This is a genomic window from Pseudomonas sp. Z2-11 (genome assembly GCF_054161305.1).
This window is the reverse complement of the sequence record NZ_CP096395.1, coordinates 5,606,420-5,626,453: the sequence shown is the minus strand read 5'-3', so window position 1 is coordinate 5,626,453 and position 20,034 is coordinate 5,606,420. Positions and strand designations below refer to the sequence as shown.

15 protein-coding genes and 1 tRNA gene are annotated in these 20,034 nt (G+C 60.5%); 5 read left to right on the top strand and 11 right to left on the bottom strand.

Annotated features, from left to right (window positions below; all coding sequences use genetic code 11):
• Positions 1–32 precede the first annotated feature (32 nt).
• The 4 genes from M1E16_RS25085 to M1E16_RS25070 form a co-directional block, all read right to left on the bottom strand.
• On the bottom strand, positions 33–827 hold the full coding sequence (locus M1E16_RS25085) for a carbon-nitrogen hydrolase family protein (protein ID WP_458128632.1): 795 nt from the start codon (positions 825–827) through the stop codon (positions 33–35).
• 12 nt (positions 828–839) lie between these two features.
• Positions 840–2,522 carry a flavin monoamine oxidase family protein gene (locus tag M1E16_RS25080; RefSeq protein WP_434627676.1) on the bottom strand — a complete coding sequence of 561 codons (1,683 nt, stop codon included), beginning with the start codon at positions 2,520–2,522 and terminating at the stop codon, positions 840–842.
• Positions 2,523–2,794: 272 nt separating this feature from the next.
• Positions 2,795–3,256, bottom strand: coding sequence for an Lrp/AsnC family transcriptional regulator (locus tag M1E16_RS25075; protein ID WP_434571390.1), 462 nt, complete (start codon positions 3,254–3,256; stop codon positions 2,795–2,797).
• Positions 3,257–3,291: 35 nt separating this feature from the next.
• Entirely contained in the window at positions 3,292–5,727 is a 2,436-nt protein-coding gene (locus M1E16_RS25070) for a hypothetical protein (RefSeq protein ID WP_458130365.1), read from the bottom strand.
• 140 nt (positions 5,728–5,867) lie between these two features.
• Between M1E16_RS25070 and M1E16_RS25065 the strand changes: the two genes are divergently transcribed.
• Positions 5,868–6,119 (top strand): helix-turn-helix transcriptional regulator, encoded by a 252-nt coding sequence (locus M1E16_RS25065; protein ID WP_458128631.1) that lies wholly within the window; start codon positions 5,868–5,870, stop codon positions 6,117–6,119.
• On the top strand, positions 6,119–7,315 hold the full coding sequence (locus M1E16_RS25060) for a type II toxin-antitoxin system HipA family toxin (protein WP_458128630.1): 1,197 nt from the start codon (positions 6,119–6,121) through the stop codon (positions 7,313–7,315). Before M1E16_RS25065 ends, M1E16_RS25060 begins: the two co-directional genes overlap by 1 nt.
• Before the next feature lie 54 nt (positions 7,316–7,369).
• Here the strand turns inward: M1E16_RS25060 and M1E16_RS25055 are convergent.
• The 5 genes from M1E16_RS25055 to rpsU form a co-directional block, all read right to left on the bottom strand.
• Positions 7,370–7,446 (bottom strand) — tRNA-Ile (locus M1E16_RS25055).
• Between the two features lie 15 nt (positions 7,447–7,461).
• Positions 7,462–11,205: a bifunctional diguanylate cyclase/phosphodiesterase gene (locus M1E16_RS25050; RefSeq protein ID WP_458128629.1), complete on the bottom strand. Its 3,744-nt coding sequence runs from the start codon at positions 11,203–11,205 to the stop codon at positions 7,462–7,464.
• Between the two features lie 121 nt (positions 11,206–11,326).
• Positions 11,327–13,174, bottom strand: coding sequence for an RNA polymerase sigma factor RpoD (gene rpoD / locus M1E16_RS25045; protein ID WP_434571396.1), 1,848 nt, complete (start codon positions 13,172–13,174; stop codon positions 11,327–11,329).
• Between the two features lie 67 nt (positions 13,175–13,241).
• Positions 13,242–15,200, bottom strand: coding sequence for a DNA primase (dnaG, locus tag M1E16_RS25040; RefSeq protein WP_434602018.1), 1,959 nt, complete (start codon positions 15,198–15,200; stop codon positions 13,242–13,244).
• A gap of 477 nt (positions 15,201–15,677) precedes the next feature.
• A complete protein-coding gene (gene rpsU, locus M1E16_RS25035; RefSeq protein WP_002551877.1) occupies positions 15,678–15,893 on the bottom strand; it encodes a 30S ribosomal protein S21 in 216 nt (71 codons plus the stop codon).
• 198 nt (positions 15,894–16,091) lie between these two features.
• On the opposite strand from rpsU, the gene tsaD reads away from it, so the two are divergent.
• Positions 16,092–17,117, top strand: a complete 1,026-nt coding sequence (tsaD, locus tag M1E16_RS25030; protein ID WP_434631142.1) for a tRNA (adenosine(37)-N6)-threonylcarbamoyltransferase complex transferase subunit TsaD — start codon at positions 16,092–16,094, stop codon at positions 17,115–17,117.
• A gap of 7 nt (positions 17,118–17,124) precedes the next feature.
• On the opposite strand, the gene plsY is transcribed toward tsaD, so the two are convergent.
• Positions 17,125–17,694 carry a glycerol-3-phosphate 1-O-acyltransferase PlsY gene (gene plsY / locus M1E16_RS25025; RefSeq protein WP_305498384.1) on the bottom strand — a complete coding sequence of 190 codons (570 nt, stop codon included), beginning with the start codon at positions 17,692–17,694 and terminating at the stop codon, positions 17,125–17,127.
• 75 nt (positions 17,695–17,769) lie between these two features.
• Here plsY and folB point away from each other — a divergent pair, with 75 nt between their 5' ends.
• Together folB and folK are read left to right on the top strand one after the other, a co-directional pair.
• On the top strand, positions 17,770–18,123 hold the full coding sequence (gene folB, locus M1E16_RS25020) for a dihydroneopterin aldolase (protein WP_434602017.1): 354 nt from the start codon (positions 17,770–17,772) through the stop codon (positions 18,121–18,123).
• Positions 18,114–18,632: a 2-amino-4-hydroxy-6-hydroxymethyldihydropteridine diphosphokinase gene (gene folK, locus M1E16_RS25015; RefSeq protein ID WP_458128628.1), complete on the top strand. Its 519-nt coding sequence runs from the start codon at positions 18,114–18,116 to the stop codon at positions 18,630–18,632. The genes folB and folK overlap by 10 nt, the downstream gene beginning before the upstream one ends.
• A 140-nt stretch (positions 18,633–18,772) precedes the next feature.
• On the opposite strand, the gene M1E16_RS25010 is transcribed toward folK, so the two are convergent.
• A complete protein-coding gene (locus M1E16_RS25010; protein WP_458128627.1) occupies positions 18,773–19,999 on the bottom strand; it encodes a multifunctional CCA addition/repair protein in 1,227 nt (408 codons plus the stop codon).
• Positions 20,000–20,034 lie beyond the last annotated feature (35 nt).

Sequence of the window (20,034 nt, the reverse complement as noted above, 5' to 3'; positions counted from 1 at the left end):
AGGATGTGCTCATGCTAGCGGATTAGCCCGGATCAGTGTTTATGCAAGTCGCTGTATAGCGCCGGGCGACGGTCGTGCAGGTAGTTGTAGGCCGCGCGCGAGTCATTCATCAACTGTCGATCCAGCTCGCCGACGATCAACGCCTCGTCCAGCCCCGCCAAGGCCGGGCGGCTGCCGTCCGGGGCGGCGATGCTGCTCTGGCCGCAATAGCGCAATTCACCTTCGTGGCCGCAGTAGTTGGCGTAGGCCACGAAACACTGGTTTTCAATGGCCCGTGCCCGCACGGTGACGTCGGCGATGAACTCGTAGGGCTGCATGTTGGCGGTCGGCACCAGGATCAGCTCGGCACCGGCCAAGGCCAGCCGGCGGGCGTTCTCCGGGAATTCCAGGTCATAGCAGATCAGGAAGCCGAGCTTCCAGCCGTTGAGCTCGACAATGGGCAGCATCGCATTCCCGGCGCTGAACATCGTATGGTCGAGGTCGCCGAACAGGTGGCTCTTGCGATAGTTGGCGAGGCGTTCGCCTTGGGCATCGATCAGTTGCACGGCGTTGTAGATCTGTCCGTCTTCGCTGCGTTCGGGGTAGCCATAAAGAATCGCCAGGCCGGCCGCCTTGGCGATGCGGCCAATCTGCTGGGCCCATTCGCCGTTGTAGACCTCGGCCAGTACATGCACCGCATCGACGCCGATGTTATAGCCGGTCAGGAACATCTCCGGCAGCACCAATATGTCAGCGCCTCGGGCCTCCAGCGCGACTTGGTGCAGACGCTGCAGGTTGCCGGCCGGATCCATTGGCAGCGGTGGACATTGGTAGAGGGCTACGCGCATCGACAACTCCTTTTATTCGGGCAGGGCGATCGGACCGATTTCGTCGAACACATCCCCTGGACCCGGATTCTCGGCATGGGTTTCACCGCCGAAGTGTTTCATGATTCCCCACACGGCATTGAGCGAGGTCTGGACCGCGCCTTCAACCCAGGCGGGTGTCCATGAGACGTCGTCGCCGGCGATAAAGATCCCTTTTTGTTCGGCCGGCATGTCGTCCTGCATGAAATGCGCGTACATGCGCTGATTGTAACGATAGTGGCCGGGTAGCGCGCCCTTGAAGGCGCCGAGGAAATACGGGTCGGCTTCCCAGGACACGGTGATCGGTTCGCCAATGATCCGCGCGGCGATGTCCACCTTCGGGTAGATTTTCTTCAGGGCATCCAGGGCCAGCTTGACGCGTTTTTCCACCGGGTACGGGAGCATTTTCAGTGCATCGCTCATCCAGGAATACGACAGGCAAATGACCCCCGGCTTGTTGTCGCCATTGTCGAACAGGTAGGTGCCACGGGTCAGGCGATCGGTGAGGGTCATGCTCATCAGGTCGCGGCCGGTTTCCGGGTCCTTGTCCTTCCAGAACGGCCGGTCGACCATCACGAAGGTCTTTGACGATTGCATGTAGCGGGTGCGATCCAGGGCCATCCACATTTTTTGCGAAAACAGCGCTTCTTCACACTCGATCTGGGTGGTCAGCAGCCAGGTCTGGCAGGTGACCAGCACGGCGGCGTATTCGCGCGTGTCGCCCCAGACGTCGGTCACGCTGAATCGGCCGTCGTCGGCGCGAGCGATACGCTTCACCCCGCTGCGTGGCGCGCCCAGGTGCAACGAATTCAGGCTGGTGCCCTCCGGCCAATGCACACAACGCTCCGGCACATGTCTCCAGATTCCCTGCGGCACCTGTTCCACGCCGCCAACCACCAGGTGCTGATGGTCGTCGCAATTGGTCATCACCACGCGAAAGATTTCCAGCATCGAGTTGGGGAAGTCCGAGTCCCAGCCGCCCGTGCCGAAGCCGACCTGGCCGAACACTTCGCGGTGCTGGAAAGACAGCTTGGCGAACGCCTTGGAGGTGGCGACGAAATCGTAGAATGTGCGGTCATCCCACAGCGGTACCAGGGTGTTCCACAGCTCTTTGAGACGCGGCACGTCGCGCTCGCGGATCGCCTGCTGGATCTCGCTGAAACGCGAGCCATCCTCCAGGGCATCGGCCCAGGCGTCAGCGACTTCCTGGAACAGCGCAGGGAGGTCGGCCATTTTTTCGGCGTAGTAAGTCTGCCCTTCCAGGTCGATGACGGTGCTGCCCGAGGCCGAGGTCAGTGGGTTGGGGAACGGTTTGGTCTCCAGGCCGAGTTTGTCGACGTAGTGGTAGAACGCCGTGGACGACACCGGAAAACGCATGCCACCGAGTTCGGCAACGATGCCTTCGGCGCCGTTGAACGCTTGGGAGCGCAGACGTCCGCCCATCTTCGACGCCTCGTAGACCACCGGTTTGAGGCCCAGCTTCATCAATTCGTAAGCGGCTACGAGACCGGCGATCCCCGCGCCGACGATCGCCACTTCAGCCCCGTGGTTGTGCTCGGGAATGACCCCCAGGCCGGCCGGGTGCTCGATCCAGTCGTCAAAGGCGAAAGGAAAGTCCGGCCCGAAAATGGTGATGGGCTTCTTGCCGTCTGCTGGGTGGCGATTGTGCTTGTTCATGGCTGACCTTGATGGGCGACTCGACGCGGCGTTCGCGTCTGAGTATAGGAAAGATGCCAGCCATTCTAGAGAGGGTGAAACACGTTAATAAGACGCAATGTGTCGTCGTTTTGCGTGGTTGCAAATCATTTTGTCGTGTCTGGGAAGCGTAATGACGAAACCTTATCCTGTGGGAGCGAGCCTGCTCGCGAATGCGGTGGGCCAGTGGGAACAGTTCGTTCTGACAACCGCTTCGCGAGCAGGCTCGCTCCCACAGGATAAGGTGCAAGGCTTCAGACCGGCTGGCCCCGATCGATCTTGCTGCTGAGAATGATCGACGTAGTCGTTTTCTCCACCCCGTCCACGCTGCCGATCTGGTCGAGCAACTGATCCAGCTGCTCCGGCGAATCGGTGCGCAGCCACGCCACATAATCAAATTCGCCGCTGACTGCGCACAACTGCTGGACCTGGGCCATGGCGCTCAAGCGTCGCAGTACCTCTTTACCGGAGCGTGGCTGCACCTTGATGCCGACATAGGCCTGTAGACCGCCATCGATCACCCGCTGGCCAAGACGCACGCCGTACCCGGTAATCACCTTGGCTTTCTCCAATCGAGCCAGGCGCGAAGTCACGGTGGTGCGGGCAATTCCCAATTGCCGGGCGAGCATGGCGACGCTTTCCCGCGCGTTGATTTGCAGGGCCGCGATCAACTGGCGGTCGATTTCGTCGAGGACGGGAGGGCGGATCTCAGTCAAGGTTGGCTCCGGCGCGGGCATCAATGGCGGGCATGTTACAGGTTCCCTCGCTCGAAATAGCCAGTGGCAGGTAAAGCCAGCGCCCGCCAGGCGGCTGCCAGGTGAGCCTGGGAAGACCTGAGCCAGACGCCTTCCTGGCAGATCAGTTGCTCAGTGGGCAACTGCAGCAGAGCGTCCGGTGAGAACGACTGCACCGAACCCTGGTCCTCGTCGGCTTCGGTCTCCCAGTCGCGCTGGAAGCTTCGTAGGCGTAGTTGCTCTTCTTCGAAGCTTTCAAATAGCGGCCGATTGCCCAGCCACTGTGGATATATACGCAGCGTGCGCGCCTCAACATCAAGAAGCAGCAGTTGCCAACCGCGGTAACTGCCACACAGTTCCGTGACATCGGTCGCCATGCAGGTCAGGGCCAGGTAGCGGCTGTCCGCCGACCAGATCATCGAGGGCGCCAAATCAACCAACGCGCAGCCTGAGGCGGTCAGCAAATGCCCGCCGAGACGGGGCGTACCGGTACGCACCCAACTGTCGGCGTATTCCGTCTCACTGCCGAACAGCCAGGCGGCATCCTGATCATTCGGCGCGGGCTGGATGAAATCTCCCTCGGCAGTGGCCGCTTGCGGGCCAGCCACCAGACGCCAAGGCGGGACGGCTTTGAGCTGCGAGTCTGTCGGCTGCAACTGCACAGTGTTGTAGAACAGCCGGGATTGCTCGTTGGGACGGAAGAACGACGCGTCGCCGCCAACCTCTGGCGCGGCGATGTTGAAACGTTGCAACGGGCTGCTTTCCCTGTCTTGATCAAGACGGCCCTGGATCACTGCCAGGTTCAATCGGCCATCGCGGAAATCCAGTATCCGTTCCACCCACATGGGCGGCCCTTCCAGCAGACGTTGCTCCTGCACATCCGCCACCAGCGCATGGCTGGTGACTGTCGTTGAGTTTTCAAAGGGCAGCAGCGCCAGATAGCGTCCGCAATCGGAAACCCGATGGTCCAGCAGCCAAGCCCCCGGCAACGACCAGTCGCCGATCCGGCAGCGATAGCCACCCAGGCCTTGGGGATTGTCACCGAGCCAGGTCAGGACAGCGCGCACATCGCCTTGCAACGGTTGCGTCTCGACGCACGAGTCGCCTCGCCGCCCCGTGCTGTCCAGCGGCAGCATGATCGCCATGCGGGTCAGCTTGAACTCACCGACCTGCACGCGACCTTGAGCGTCATGACCGGTCTGGGTCTCGGTATCGCCGTGGATACTCTCCAGGCGGTAGCCATAACGGCCGGCGCCTGGTCGCGGATAATCGAGATACGAGCCGATACGGACATGGCTCGCATCAAGGCTCAATAATTCATGCCAATAAAAAGACGGCTCCGCGTCGCTCTTCACCCACGGCGAGGGCAGGGCGCGCCAGCCATGATCCGCTTGCCACAACCAGTACTGATTGCCATCCGCCTCGTTGGCCTGCTCCCGGGCCAGACAGACCAGGGCGCGGTTATCGCCGCTCCAGACCAGTGGCGCATCGGCTGCCATGACCAGGCCCGATGGTTGCCCATTGAGGCTGATGGCGTAGCGCGGCGAATACAGTGGCTCCAATGGCTGGGCCAGATCGCGAAAGGTCTTGGGCAACAAGATGTCGCCCTGCAGGATTTGCCCGCCATCATTGGAAGCCCGTTCGAAGCTGCGCGCAACACTGTCCGGATTCCAGCCAGGCTCCAGCCAAAGGTCCGCAAACGGGATCAGCTCGGCTACTTCGGCAGCCTGCAACAGTTCATCCAGTCGGGCCTGACGAACGCTGTTGTCAACCAAGGGGCTATGGCGGCCGCTCAGTTGATCCAGGTCCAGGGCATCCAGCTCCCAGAACTCACTTTCGGCACAGCGGTACAGCTTGCGTTGCTCCCGGTCGAGCACGACCAGTCCCCATTCCTGGCGTGACGGTACCGGCGCGGCGAAATAGCGACCGTCGCTGGAGAACACCGCCGAGGAGCCAAGGCCTTGCAAGAGCACGCCATCAGGAAACAGATAATCGCAATGAACGGGGCCGCCCATGGCAATTTCGCTGTGGTTGAACACCCGGATCGGCTCGCCCTCGGGCGTCAGCAGCGGCTCGTTTGTGCCCCAGGCACTCGGTCCTTGGCCCGCAGAGGAGACCGGCGCCAACCCAAGGCGGCGCTCCCACTTGCTCACGCAGGCGAGCCCGCCAACGATGGCGACGATCGCCACCAGAATTCCCCACCACTCAGGCAATGCTCGTCCCAGACTGAAACCCAGGCCAAACACCGCGCCGACAGTCAGCCGGGCAATGCCCCGACCCGCCGCCAAAAAGCCCAGCCGCGCGGCAAGGCCCATCAGCAAACCGAGCAACACCACCCCCAGCAAGGCCAGCGGCGGCGGCAGTATCGTGATGAAAAAGGCTGGCACCACCAGGATGCCGAGTTGCCAGAAGAGTTCGAGGAACAGGCGGGGAAGGCTGGGGCTGGCGATGATGGGCGTCTCGGCGGGGTATTGGAAATCTGATTGTAAGTGAGCGGACGTTTAAAAAGACAACGTCCCGCTGCTCGTTCTTTTGATTATTTGGCGTGTTGGGTATACGTTACATCTCAATCATTTTGTCGCGTATACGAAACATGGACTACTCCCTCATTACTACCCGCCTCGGCGTACAGATCAGGCAACGCCGTTCAAATCGCGGGCTGACCCAAGCTAATCTGGCCGCCTTGGCCGGCATCCCCCGGCAGAAGGTGATTGCCATCGAGAAGGGTGACATGTCGGTAAGCATGGCCGCTTATGCGCGAGTCCTGGGAGCACTGGATTGCGAGTTGGCCGTGATACCAGCCGCGATGCCGACACTGGATGAAATTGAAGGGGTATTCGACTGATGGCAGCTGTGTTGCAGGTGGCAACTCCTGAAGGTACCAGCGGAAGGATCGTTGGCGGTGCCGGGGATTACCGGTTCCGTTATCACGACGAGGCGAAGGCCCAGGCTGCAATAAGCCTGCTCATGCCTGTGCGCCTGGATGAGTATCGTCATAGGGAGCTGCACCCGATCTTTCAAATGAATCTGCCCGAAGGGTACGTTTTAGAGCAGCTGCGCAACCGCCTGGCCAAGGTAGCTGATGTCGATCCCATGCTGCTCCTTGCGTTGTCGGGCAGCAGTTCGCCCATCGGGCGGGTAGTAGTGAGTTCCCCTGAAGTCGATGCGTTATTGCAGCGTCAACAATTTCCAAGAGAAAAGCTGGAAGAAATCCTGGCGTGGGACGGTGCCGAGGATATTTTTACCGGCCTCGTCGATCGCTATATCCTGCGGGCGGGGATTTCGGGCGTGCAGCCTAAGGTTCTTGTGCCCGAACAGGAGGCTTCTGCACCTCAGCGATTCACTTCAAAAACCTCCGATCTGATTATCAAGAGCGGTCGGGAGGAGCTTCCGGGACTCGCAATCAATGAGTTTCTCTGTATGTCCGTTGCCAGGGAGGCCGGGATTGCGGTACCGGAGTTCTTTCTTTCCAAAAACGCCAAACTGTTCGTCATGCGTCGTTTCGACCGGGACAGCCAACTCAATCCCATCGGTTTTGAGGACATGGCTGCGCTGATGGGGCTCGCCGCGCAGCAGAAATACAGCAAAAGCTACTCGGCAATCGCCAAGGCGATTCGACTTTACTGTTCCCCCGAGCAAGTCAAGGATTCCCTGGCTCAACTGTTTGCCGTGGTGGCTTTAAGCTGCATCGTAGGTAACGGTGACGCCCATCTCAAGAACTTCGGATTGCTCTACACGAACCCTACCCAGCGCGACGCCCGGCTGGCTCCGGCGTACGACATCGTTAATACCACCGCTTACATCCCGGAAGACGTGCTGGCCCTTGATCTCGCCGGCAACAAATCGCTATTCGCTTCTCGACAGGGTCTGCTGGACTTTGCTCAGGTGTGTGATGTTGCTCAGCCAGAAGAGGTAATCCGCTTGCAACTGCAAGCGCTGGAACGAGTAGTGGCTCGCTCAACCGAGCTTGGTGAGCAGGCCCCGCATGTGGTCGCGGCGATCAAGCAGTGTGCGGAGCCGTTCTTGAGAACCTTTGGATAGGCGCAGCGCTTGCGCCAAGAAACACAAAAGCCGCGCAATGCGCGGCTTTCAATTTGGTGGGCCCACACGGACTCGAACCGTGGACCAAAGGATTATGAGTCCTCTGCTCTAACCAACTGAGCTATAGGCCCTCAGTAGGCCGCGGATTATAGCGACGGTTTCTCGGCTGTGCTATCCGAAAAATCCGATACGGTCACATGCAGAAACGTCGCGGCAAATTCCGCGGCGCACAGGGGCAGGCTGACGATGTAACCCTGGATCTGCTCGCAGCCTTCCTCGGCGAGAAATTGCTGTTGGGCGAGGGTTTCGACGCCCTCGGCGATGATGCTGAATTGCATGCTCCGGCCCAAGGCGATGATTGCCCGCACGATGGCCACATCGTGGGGGTCGTCGGGCAGGCCGCGGACGAAAGACTGGTCGATTTTCAGGATGTCCAGCGGCAGGCGCTTGAGGTAGCTCAGCGAGGAATAGCCGGTGCCGAAGTCGTCGATGGCCAGTTGCACGCCGAGTTTTTTCAGTTGATACAGTACCGTCAGGGCCTCTTCGGCCTGGCTCATGATGAAGTTTTCGGTAATCTCCAGTTGCAACAAACCAGGCTCAAGGTGGTTTTCCCGCAGCAATTGTTCGATCCGATTCAGCAGGTTGGGCTGACGCAGTTGGGCGCCGGCCAGGTTTACTGACAGTGGCCCGAGGCTTTCGTGACAGCTGTTCCATGCGTGCAGTTGCCGGCAGGCGTTTTCCAGTACCCAATCGCCGATTTGCAGGATCATGCCGTTTTCTTCGGCCAGGGGGATGAAATGCTCCGGGGGTACGTCGCCAAAGGTCGGATGGGTCCAGCGAATCAATGCCTCGGCGCCCACCAGCCGGTTGTCGATGAGGCTGATTTTCGGCTGAAACGACAACGACAGTTCGTTGCGCTCGATCGCCCGACGCAGCTCGTGTTCCAGTGCCACGCGCTCGCTGGCCTGGGCCGTGAGGTCGCGAGTGTAGCTTTCCACCCGGTTGCGACCCTTGGCCTTGGAGCGGTACATCGCCGCGTCGGCGTTTTTGACCAGCGTGGCGACATCGCAGCCATCCTGCGGATAGAGGCTGGTGCCGATGCTGGCGCTGATGAAAAACTCATGCTCGCCGGCCTGGAACGGCGCGCAGAAACAGTTCAACAGCTTCTGCGCAATGTGCTCGGCATCGCTGGGCTGCTGCAGGCCGGGCAGCAGGATGATGAATTCGTCACCGCCCAGGCGCGCCACGGTGTCGATATCACGCAGTTGCTCGCGCAGGCGCACGGCAATGCCCTTGAGCAGCAGATCGCCGACCGGGTGCCCGAGGCTGTCGTTGATGTGTTTGAAACGGTCCAGGTCCAGGAACAACACCGCGCCTTGGCCGCCATTTTCTTGCTGACTATTGAGCGCCGAGAGCAAACGGCTTTCGAACAGGGTGCGATTCGGCAGGCCCGTGAGCGGGTCGTGATGCGCCTGGTAGTCGAGTCGGGCCTGGGCGTGCTTGAGGCTTGAAATGTCGGCAAAAACCGCGACGAAATGGGTGGTCTGTTGTTCCTGGTTGCGCACGGCGCTGATGGTCAGCCAGCTGGGATACAGCTCGCCATTTTTGCGTCGATTGGAGATTTCACCCTGCCAGTGGCCCTCCGCCGTCAACTGATGCCACATCGCGGCATAAAACGCGCTGTCGTGCAGCCCGGAAGCCAGCAGCCGAGGCGTATGGCCCAGGGCTTCGGTTTCGCTATAGCCGGTGATTTCGGTAAAGGCTCGGTTCACGGCGCTGATGTGCTGTTGTGTATCGGTGATCAGTACGCCTTCGGCGGTGCTTTCGAATACGGTGGCGGCCTGCTGCAGTTTCTCCTGCATGAAGTGGCGTTCGGTGATGTCCCGGGCGATAGTCAGCATGCAGTCCTCGTTGCCGATGGGCAGCGGACGGCTGGACACCTCGCAGAGCCGTATCTGCCCGTCGTTACGGCGGATATGGCAGCTGAAATCCTTTACGAAACCGTCCCGCTGCAGCAGGTCGAGCATCTGCTTGCGCTCGTTGAGATTGACCCAGATTCCCAGGTCCAGGGTCGAACGATCAACCGACAGGGCGCTGTTGAAACCGGTAATGCGGCTGAAACCGTCGTTGACTTCAATCAGCAGACCATCGCTCTGCCTGGACAGCAGCAAGCCGTCGGGCGAGGCGTGAAAAGCCTTGGCGAATTTTTCTTCGGAGGTCTGCAATTGCTGCTGGGTCTCCTTGAGCTGGCTGATGTCGCGCACCACCACGACCAGGGCAGGGGTGGTGTCCAGATCAAAGGGTTCGGCAGATATCAGCCCGGTGAACACTTCGCCGTTGCTGCGTTGAAAAGGCATTTCCAGATTGCGAATGCTCCCGGCCTGCAACCGCTGGAGCAAACTCGGGCCGACGCCCTGTATGCCCCAGATATCCAGGTCGGTAGCGCTTTTGCCGACCACCTCTGCGGCGCTGAGGCCAATCTGCTCTTCGAAGGCTTTATTGACCTCCAGCAGGCAACCGTCCAGCAGGCGCGCAATCACCAGGATGTCCGGGCACTGGCGAAATACCGAGCCGAACTTCTGTTCGGAAAGGCGCAGCGCTTCCTCGGTGTGTTTGGCTTCACTGATGTCGATCATCAGTCCGCGCATCAACGGTTCATGGCCATGCTGGATCAGGCTGACGATGTCCCGCACCCACAGGCAGCGACCGTCGGCGGTGATCACCCGGTAATCGATGCAATGGTCGCGGCCGGCAAGGACTTCGTGATCGCAATATGTCTGCGCGCGGATCAGGTCCGCCGGGTGAATGATGTTGCGCCAGAACCCGGGGATGAGCCAATGGGCGAGGGGATAGCCAAGCAATTCTTCGGCGTGAGGCGATACATAGCTGTAGGTGAAGTCGCTGACCCTGGCTTCCCAGGCTATCGCCGAAAGGCTCTCTACCAGCCCGCGATAATGGTACTCGCTGCTGCGCAACTCCTGTTCCAGGTCGACGCGTCGGGCTATTTCCGAACTCAGGCGACGGTTGATGCGAATCACCACCGCCAGGATGGCGATCAACAGCAGCAGCCCGGGCAGGCCGTAAAGCAGCAGGTCTGACCAGAGCTGGCGATGGTCCCGCACGTTGCCAACCCATTTTTCCTGGATTTCGCTGATCTCCATCGGCGTCATGTCCGCCAGGACCTTGTCGAGGATGCCCACCAATATCTTGTTTTCCCGTGGGACGGCCATCGCCAACTGGTAGCGGTAGGGCGTTTCTCCGCTGACGTAGAGCCCGTCAAGCTTGAGCTGGCGCAAGCTCCACACGCTGGAAGCAAGATCGCCCACCACCGCATCGACTTCATCGGTCGCCAAGGCCTGCAGCGCCGAACTGACGTTGGGCAGCGCGACCAGGTTCAGGTCGGGGTGGTGGTTGCGCAGCAGTTCGTGGGGGGCATAGTTCTCCACCACGGCGATTTTCAGCCCGTAAAGGTCTTCGAGCTTATGGGGTCGGGGACCGCCTTTATGGGCCAGGATCACAATTGGAAAATCGAGGTAGGGGCGGGTGAACGACAGGTAGTTCTGGCGTTCGGGGGTGGACATGATGCCCGGTAGAAGGTCGATCTTGCCCTGCACGACCTGTTCCAGCACCTCCGTCCAACTGACGGGTTCGATGGGTGTGAGCGTGACGGCCAGTTTCTCGCGGATGATGTCGACATAGTCGGCGGCCAGGCCTTGGTAGCGGCCGTTGTCGTCGCGAAATTCGAACGGCGGCCATGACGCATCGACGCCCAGGCGCAGGTCGGGGTGGTCCTTGAGCCAGCGGCGTTCTTCCTCCGTAAGCGTCAACGCGCCGGCCGTTGCGGTCCAGGTCATCAGTGACAGCAAAAGCACGGCCGTCAGTCTGGGCATCACGGTCTCGTCATGGCTGGGAAAGGATGATTCGAGTGTAGACGGACAACAGGGCGGGGGAGCAAGAAGGAAGAGTTATCTGCACATAACAAAACCCCCGGCAGGGCCGGGGGTTTGAAGGTTACTCGTCGAGGAACGAACGCAGATGCTCGCTTCGCGTCGGGTGGCGCAGTTTGCGCAACGCCTTGGCTTCGATCTGACGAATCCGCTCACGGGTCACATCGAACTGTTTACCGACTTCCTCGAGGGTGTGGTCGGTGTTCATGTCGATGCCGAAGCGCATCCGCAGTACCTTGGCTTCACGGGCAGTGAGGCCGGAAAGTACTTCGCGAGTCGCTTCCTTGAGGCTCTCAACGGTGGCGACATCAATCGGCGACTGCATGGTGGAGTCTTCGATGAAGTCACCCAGATGGGAGTCTTCGTCATCACCGATCGGGGTTTCCATGGAGATCGGCTCTTTGGCGATCTTCAATACCTTGCGGATCTTGTCCTCAGGCATTTCCATGCGTTCGCCCAGCTCTTCCGGCGTCGGTTCGCGACCCATTTCCTGCAACATCTGCCGGGAAATACGGTTGAGCTTGTTGATCGTCTCGATCATGTGCACCGGGATACGAATGGTGCGGGCCTGGTCGGCGATCGAGCGAGTGATCGCCTGACGAATCCACCAGGTGGCATAAGTCGAGAATTTGTAGCCGCGACGGTATTCGAACTTGTCCACCGCCTTCATCAGGCCGATGTTGCCTTCCTGGATCAGATCGAGGAATTGCAGGCCACGGTTGGTGTACTTCTTGGCAATCGAGATCACCAGACGCAAGTTCGCTTCGACCATCTCTTTCTTCGCGCGACGGGCCTTGGCCTCGCCGATAGACATGCGACGGTTGATGTCCTTGATTTCAGCGATGCTCAGGCCAGTCTCGGCCTCCAGCGCGCTCAGCTTCTGCTGGCAACGAATGATGTCCGGTTGCAGGCGGCCAATTGCTTCGGCGTATTTGCTCTTGCCTTTGGCCAGTGCATCGGTCCAGCTTTCGTCGACTTCATGGCCAGGGAACTGGCGCAGGAAATCTGCACGCGGCATGCGGGCGTCACGCACACACAGTTGCATGATCGCGCGCTCTTGCTGACGCAGACGATCCAGGGCACTGCGAACACGCTCGACCAGGCCTTCGAACTGCTTGGGCACCAGCTTGATCGGCATGAACAGCTCAGCCAGCGCCAACAGTTCGGCAATTGCCTGCTTGTTGTTGCGACCGTGCTTTTTCAGCGCCTTGCGGGTGATCTCCATCTGGTCGGCCACGGCGCCAAAACGCTGGGCGGCGATGACCGGGTCCGGACCGCTTTCGGCTTCTTCTTCGTCGTCGCTGGCTTCGGCGTCGTCATCGTCGGTCTCATCGTCGGCCTTGACGGCTTTCGGGTCGACCAGCGGCGGCACTTCGGCGGCAGGCGGCGCGATGCCGTCGTCCGGGTCGATGTAACCGCTCAGGACGTCAGACAGGCGCCCACCTTCGGTGGTGACGCGGGTGTATTCGGAGAGAATATGGTCGACCGTGCCAGGGAAGTGCGCAATTGCGCCCATCACTTCACGGATGCCTTCTTCAATACGCTTGGCGATTTCAATTTCGCCTTCACGCGTGAGGAGCTCTACCGTACCCATCTCACGCATGTACATGCGCACGGGGTCGGTGGTGCGACCAATGTCGGTCTCGACCGCTGCCAACGCTGCGGCCGCTTCTTCAGCGGCCGCCTCGTCGGTATCGGCGTCGGCCAGCATAAGGGCATCCTTATCTGGAGCAACCTCGAATACGTTGATCCCCATGTCGTTGATCATGCGGATGATGTCTTCCACCTGTTCCGGATCTGAAATATCCTCCGGCAGGTGGTCGTTGACCTCCGCGTAAGTCAGGTAGCCCTGCTCACGACCCAAAAGGATCAACTCTTTGATACGAGACTGCTGTTGCGCTTTTCCGGACATAACACCCTATCCACTGAAGGTCTTGGCGGGCAAAAAACAAGCCGAGGATTATACCTGAGCTGTGACCTCACGCGCCAGTTGAGGTCGGGTTTGATGCGCAAACATTGCGGCTGAGTAAGTCGCGCAATTGGTTTTTCTCTTCGCTGGTCAACTCGCTCTGGCGAGCTTTGCGCAGAAGTTGTTCCAGGTTTCGCTCGCGTTGGCGGGCGGACAAGCTAGTAATGGTGTCGAAAAACTGTTGTTCAAGGTTATCTCCCTCTATCAGCCATTCCTTCTCGGCCAATGCCTTCAAAAGGCGCCCCTGCTCGGTGCCGTGCCACCGCGCGATCAACTGGAATGAGTTTAGCTTGGGATTCTTCTGCACAGCTTCAAGGAGCGCGACCAGCAATTGTGTATTGCTGTGGTCCTCGGCGGCGAAGTGCCCGGCATCTTCTACCTTTTCAGCCAACTGCGGGTGGTGCAGCAGGGTGCGCAGGGCAGCCAGTGTTGGTGGTTCGACGGCGGCCGGCACGCGCGGGGCACGTGGCTGGTCGCGATCGCCGCGCTTGCCGTTCTTGTCCCAGGGTTTCTTGTCCCATTTCTTGCCGCCGGCACCGGGTTTCTTCGGTGTCCATTCCTGCTGCGGCGCGTAGTCCTGCTGGGTTTGATGATAGTCGGCGAAGTCGGGTATCGCGTCGTAGTCGATGCCCGGGTCATAAGCCGGCGGTGCCTCCTGGGGGGCACTGTGGGCCAGCTGGCTGACCGCTTCGCTGTTCAGCCCGGTAATTTCCGTCAGGCGTTGACGCATCAAGGTCCGCAGGTTGGCGCCGGGCACCTTGTCGATCAGCGGTGCCGCGAGCGTGGCCATATGGGCTTTGCCTTCGAGGGAGCGAGGATCGGCTTCTTCGGTCAGTTGCTGGAAAAAATAGTCGGCCAGCGGCTGTGCGTGCTGGTTGATCCGCGCACGGAACGCATCGGTGCCCTCGGAGCGCACCAGGGTGTCCGGGTCCTCGCCCTCGGGCAGGAACAGAAAACGTGCGCGCCGCCCGTCCTGCAGGCATGGCAGCGTCGCTTCAAGCGCGCGCCAGGCGGCGTTGCGTCCGGCCTGGTCGCCGTCGAAGCAGAACAGCACGCTCGGCACGACGCGAAACAGGCGCTTCATGTGTTCTTCGCTGGTGGCCGTGCCCAGGGTCGCAACGGCGTTGCGCAAGCCTTGCTGGGCCAGGGCGATGACATCCATGTAGCCTTCGACAACGATGATTTCATCGAGGTTGCGATTGTTCTTGCGCGCCTCGTACAGGCCGTAGAGTTCCTGGCCCTTATGGAAAACCGGGGTTTCCGGGGAGTTCAGGTACTTGGGCTTGTCGTCCCCCAGCACCCGGCCGCCGAAGGCGATGATCCGCCCGCGGGTATCGCGGATCGGGAACATCACCCGGTCACGGAAGCGGTCGTAGCGCTTGCCCGTCTCGGCGTTCTCGATCAGCAGGCCGGCGTCGATCATGGCGCGTTGCTGCAGCGTATCGCTGCTCAAATGTTTGTACAGGTTGTCCCAGCCCGGCGGGGCGAAGCCGAGGCCGAAGTCGCGAGCAATCTCACCGGTCAGGCCGCGGCCCTTGAGATAATCCACCGCCGCCTTGCGGGCCGGATGGCTTTTAAGTGCCTGGCGATAAAAGTCGGCTGCTGCCGTGAGCAGCGGGTACAGCGGCGAATCGGTGGGTTGGCGAGGCTTGTGTTGTCGTCCGCTTTCCTCGCGAGGAATTTCCATGCCGGCGGCTTTGGCCAGTTCCTCGACAGCCTGGGGGAAATCCAGGTTGTCGTGGTCCATGATGAAGCCGAGGGCATTGCCGCCAGCGCCGCAGCCGAAGCAATAATAGAACTGCTTGTCGGGGCTGACGCTGAAGGAGGGGGTTTTTTCTTTGTGAAACGGGCAGCAGGCTGTGTAGTTCTTGCCCGCTTTCTTCATTTGCAGGCGAGAGCTGACCACGTCGACGATGTCGGTGCGGTTCAGGAGGTCGTCAATAAAGCTCTGGGGAATTAGCCCGGCCATGGCGTTCTCATCATCACTGCGCGAAATAGGGCCCAAAATCAGCCGCGGAGTCGGTTCCTGGTCCTGAGGCACGGAAAATGGTGGCTCGACCGGGTCGTCTGCATCATTGCTGTCGGGAAGTGTATCTGCCGATTATCCACTGACGTTAATGGCTATCAGTATTCGACTGTACGAAATGTGTTGCGCTGAGTCCGGTAACGGCCGGTCAGGCCTCGGATAGCTCATGAAGCGGGCACGCAGCGGTGCCTTGGGCTGATCGTCGTTAGAGGAATCAGGGTGTGCTCGTCAGTAGCCTTGGAAGGCTCGTCAGAAGAGACGTGCACCGCTGGCAAAAGAGCCAGGTCTGACGCGATAAAGCAGGTCGTCTTGGTCGCGTCTGCGACTTTGACGGTGAAGCATCAAGCGTTGTTCCGCAAATGCCATAAGCCCGGCTTGGAGGCCGGGCTTGGCAAGAAGCTTGCGACGGGCGTCTGTGTATTAGTACAGACGTACGGCGCGGCGCTGTTCGCGCTGAACTTTCTTGGCGTGACGCTTAACAGCGGCTGCTGCTTTGCGCTTACGCTCGGAAGTCGGCTTCTCGTAGAATTCGCGGCTACGAACTTCAGCCAGAACACCGGCTTTTTCGCAGGAGCGCTTGAAACGACGCAGAGCTACGTCGAAGGGTTCGTTCTCTTTTACTTTGACGGCTGGCATCCAGAGCTACCTTCATTCATTACCGGGGTCAACATCCTCGCGGCAAAAGAGCACTTGAAGACGTCGGTTTTTAAGGGTTGCGGATGTTAACCCCTCAACGCTCGGAATGCAAAGCCTCTGATCGAAAACCGCTGGTCGGGGCACAACGCGACGACTATTATGCGCGCCTTCGAATTCAGCCTCTACAAGGCGCAACCCATGCTAGTACTGGGATTAGAAACGTCCTGCGACGAAACCGGCGTCGCCCTCTACGACAGTGAACGTGGCCTGCTGGCCGACGCGCTGTTCAGCCAGATCGACCTGCACCGCGCGTACGGCGGCGTGGTGCCGGAGCTTGCGTCACGCGATCACGTCAAGCGCATGCTGCCCTTGATCCGCCAGGTCCTGGCCGAAGGCGGCTGCGTGCCGACCGAGATCGACGCCATCGCCTACACGGCCGGGCCGGGTCTGGTGGGCGCCCTGTTGGTCGGTGCTTCCTGTGCCCAGGCGCTGGCCTTTGCCTGGGGCATTCCGGCCTTGGGCGTGCACCACATGGAGGGCCACCTGCTGGCGCCGATGCTGGAGCCGCAGCCGCCGGAGTTTCCGTTCGTCGCTTTGTTGGTATCCGGGGGCCATACGCAGCTCGTGCGGGTCGATGGAATCGGCCAATACCAGCTCATGGGTGAGTCGCTCGACGACGCCGCGGGCGAGGCTTTTGATAAAACCGCCAAGATGATGGGGCTCAATTATCCTGGCGGACCGGAAATCGCACGACTTGCCGCTCAAGGCATTGAAGGGCGTTTCGTATTCCCGCGTCCGATGTGCGACCGGCCTGGACTGGATTTCAGCTTCAGTGGCCTGAAAACCTTCGCGCTGAATACCTGGCAACAATGCGTCAATGCCGGGGACGACAGTGAGCAAGCCCGTTGCGACATCTCCCTGGCGTTCCAGCAGGCCGTGGTGGAGACTTTGACGATCAAGTGCAAGCGCGCGCTGAAACAGGCTGGGCTCAAGCGCCTGGTGATTGCCGGCGGGGTGAGCGCGAACAAGGCCTTGCGGGTATCCCTGGAGAAAATGCTCGGCGATATGAAGGGCGACGTTTACTACGCTCGGCCGGAGTTCTGCACAGATAACGGCGCGATGATTGCTTTTGCCGGTTGCCAGCGCCTGCAGGCGGGGCAGCAGGAAAGCCTGGCGATCAGCGTGCAGGCGCGCTGGCCCATGGAGCAACTTTCACCGCTGTGAGGCGTTATCAGAAATGCCGTTCGCGCCCGGCGAACAGGTCGCGTAGATTGCCCCGGTGGCGCCAGACGATCAGCGCAACGAGTGTCGTCATCGGCAGCAACGCCGCCGGTTCCTGCCAGGCCAGCAAAGGCAGGGTCAGTGGCGTGGCGATCAATGCGGCCAGGGAGCTGGTGCGGGTCAGGTAGAAGGTCAGCAGCCAGGCGCACACGGCAAGCAGGGCGGCAGGCGGATACAGGCCCAGCAGCATGCCGGCGGCGGTGGCGACACCCTTGCCGCCGCGAAAGCGGAAGTACAGCGGGAACAGATGGCCGATGACCGCGCAGACGCCGACCCAGGCCTGTTGCTGCAACGAAAGCCCTGCGAGGCTGGCGAGCAGAACCGGCACGAGGCCTTTGCAGAGGTCGCCAAGCAGGGTCAGGACGGCAAGCTTGCGTCCGGCCAGGCGCAGCATGTTGGTGGCGCCGGCATTGCCTGAGCCACTCATTCGCGGATCCGGGCGACCGGTCAGGCGGCTGAGCAAAATGGCAAAGGACAGTGAGCCGAGCAGGTAGGCGAGGATCGCCAATGACCAAAACATGCTAGCTATTCCGGGCGAGGAAGCCCCTGATTCTAACGGCGCAACGCGCCCTTGTCGTGCTGCGGAGAAGAGAGCTTGGACAGAGTGTTTATCGAAGGCCTGGAAGTCGACACGGTGATTGGTGCCTACGACTGGGAGCGAGGCATCCGACAGTGCCTGCGGCTTGATCTGAGTTTTGCCTGGGATAATCGTCCGGCGGCTGCGGGCGACGACCTGAGCCTGGCCCTCGACTACGCCAGCGTATCGGCCCGCATCCAGGCATTTGCCGAGCAGGCGCAGTTCCAATTGGTCGAGACCTTTGCCGAGCGACTGGCCCAAGAGCTCATGGATGAGTTCAGGATCACCTGGCTGCGCCTGAAAGTGACCAAGCCAGGGGCCGTGCCGGCCGCTACCGGCGTTGGCGTGGAGATCGAGCGCGGATGTCGCTGACTCAGGTTTTTCTCGGGCTCGGCAGCAATATCGAGCGTGAAATCCATTTGTGCGCGGGGCTTGAGGCTCTGGCCGTTTTCCTGGTGGATATGCGCTGTTCGGCCGTGTTCGAAAGTCAGCCGGTGGGTATCAAGAGCGGGCCGTTCTTCAATTTCGTCGTGTCGGCGTTCACCGATCTTCCACTGATGGAACTGGACCGCCGCCTCAAGTTCATCGAGGCCGATAATGGCCGCTACGCGCCGGACCGCAAGGGTTTGCCGCTGGATATCGACGTGCTGCTGTATGGCGAGCAGGTCGGCAACTTCGATGGGTTGATCCTGCCGCGCGCGGAAATTCTCAAGAATGCTTTTGTCTTGTGGCCTTTGTCATTGATTGCGCCGGACCGGATTCATCCAGGCGTGGGCAAGAGCTTTTCCACGTTGTGGAAAGAAGCACAGATTGATCAGGTGCTGGCGCCGGTGGCTTTCGAGTGGCGAGGTCAGCCGCTTACGCCATCAGAGCTGCTGTGACGCGCCTGCCGTCATCGCGAGCTCGCTCCTTAGAATTCAGTGGACACATGATTGTGGCCCAGCCGAGCGCCAATGTGGGAGCGAGCCTGCTCGCGAAGACGGCAGGATATTCAGCGAAGATTCAACGGAGATCATTTCCGTCAGCTCGCCGCCTCCTTGTAGGCTTTCAGCGCCCTGAGGCGCTCTCGCTTGATCGCTTCACCCAGTTCCGGCCCCTTGAAACCCTTCTCCAGCAACGGCTGCACCGCCACGCCGCGGGCCGCTGACGCAGCGCCCCGCAGGTAATCAGCCTGTGGGTAACTTCGTTCCTCAAGCCCCTTGCGCCCTCGCGCATCCATCTCGCATGCGGCAATGAACTCCTCGAAACGCTGGGGGCGCCGGTACACATCAAAGCTCTGCAGCAGCTCAAGCAAAGTGGTTGCCCTGAGCTCCAGCGCGCGGTGTCCATGGGTGTGGTATTGACCTACCAGCAGCGCCAGTTCCTGGCAGTCACGGGGCGCCTTGAAGCGTTCGTTGACTGCTTTGATCAGCTTCAGGCCCTTGTGCTCATGGGCGATGTGCCTTGGCCATTCGTGCTCGGGTGTCAAACCTTTGCCGAGGTCATGCAACAGGCAAGCCCAGCGGACCGTCAGTGGCTGTTTGTGCAGCGCCGACTGTTCCAGCACGCTCAAGGTATGGACGCCGCTGTCGATTTCCGGGTGATGAGCCTCAGGCTGCGGGACCCCGAACAGCGCATTGACTTCGGGCATCAATACCTTGAGGGCATCGCAGTCGCGCAGTACCTGGATAAACACTTGTGGCTGATCCTCCATCAGGGCGCGGGAGATCTCTTTCCAGCTGCGTTCGGCAGTCAAAGCTTCCAGCTCGCCAGATTCACTGAGCTTGCGCATCAACGCGAGGGTTTCGTCCGCCACCTTGAAACCCAGCGGGGCATAACGTGCGGCAAAGCGGGCAACTCGCAGAACCCGCAGTGGATCCTCGGCAAACGCCGGGGAAACGTGCCGCAGCAGGCGATCTTCGAGATCGCGCTGGCCGTGGTAGGGATCGGTGAGGTTGCCATGGTCGTCTTCGGCCATGGCGTTGATTGTCAGGTCCCTGCGGATGAGGTCTTCTTCGAGCGTCACCTCGGGGCTGGCATGGAACACGAAGCCACCGTAACCCCTGCCGCTCTTGCGTTCGGTGCGGGCGAGGGCGTATTCCTCGCCAGTCTTCGGGTCAAGGAAGACCGGAAAATCAGCCCCCACGGGACGGAATCCCTTGGCCAGCATTTCCTCGGCGGTGGCACCCACGACTACCCGGTCGATGTCGGTGACGGGGATGCCGAGCAGGCGATCACGAACAGCGCCGCCGACTTTGTAGATCTGCATAAAAAACCTCCGTTGGGCCGACAGGATAAACCTTT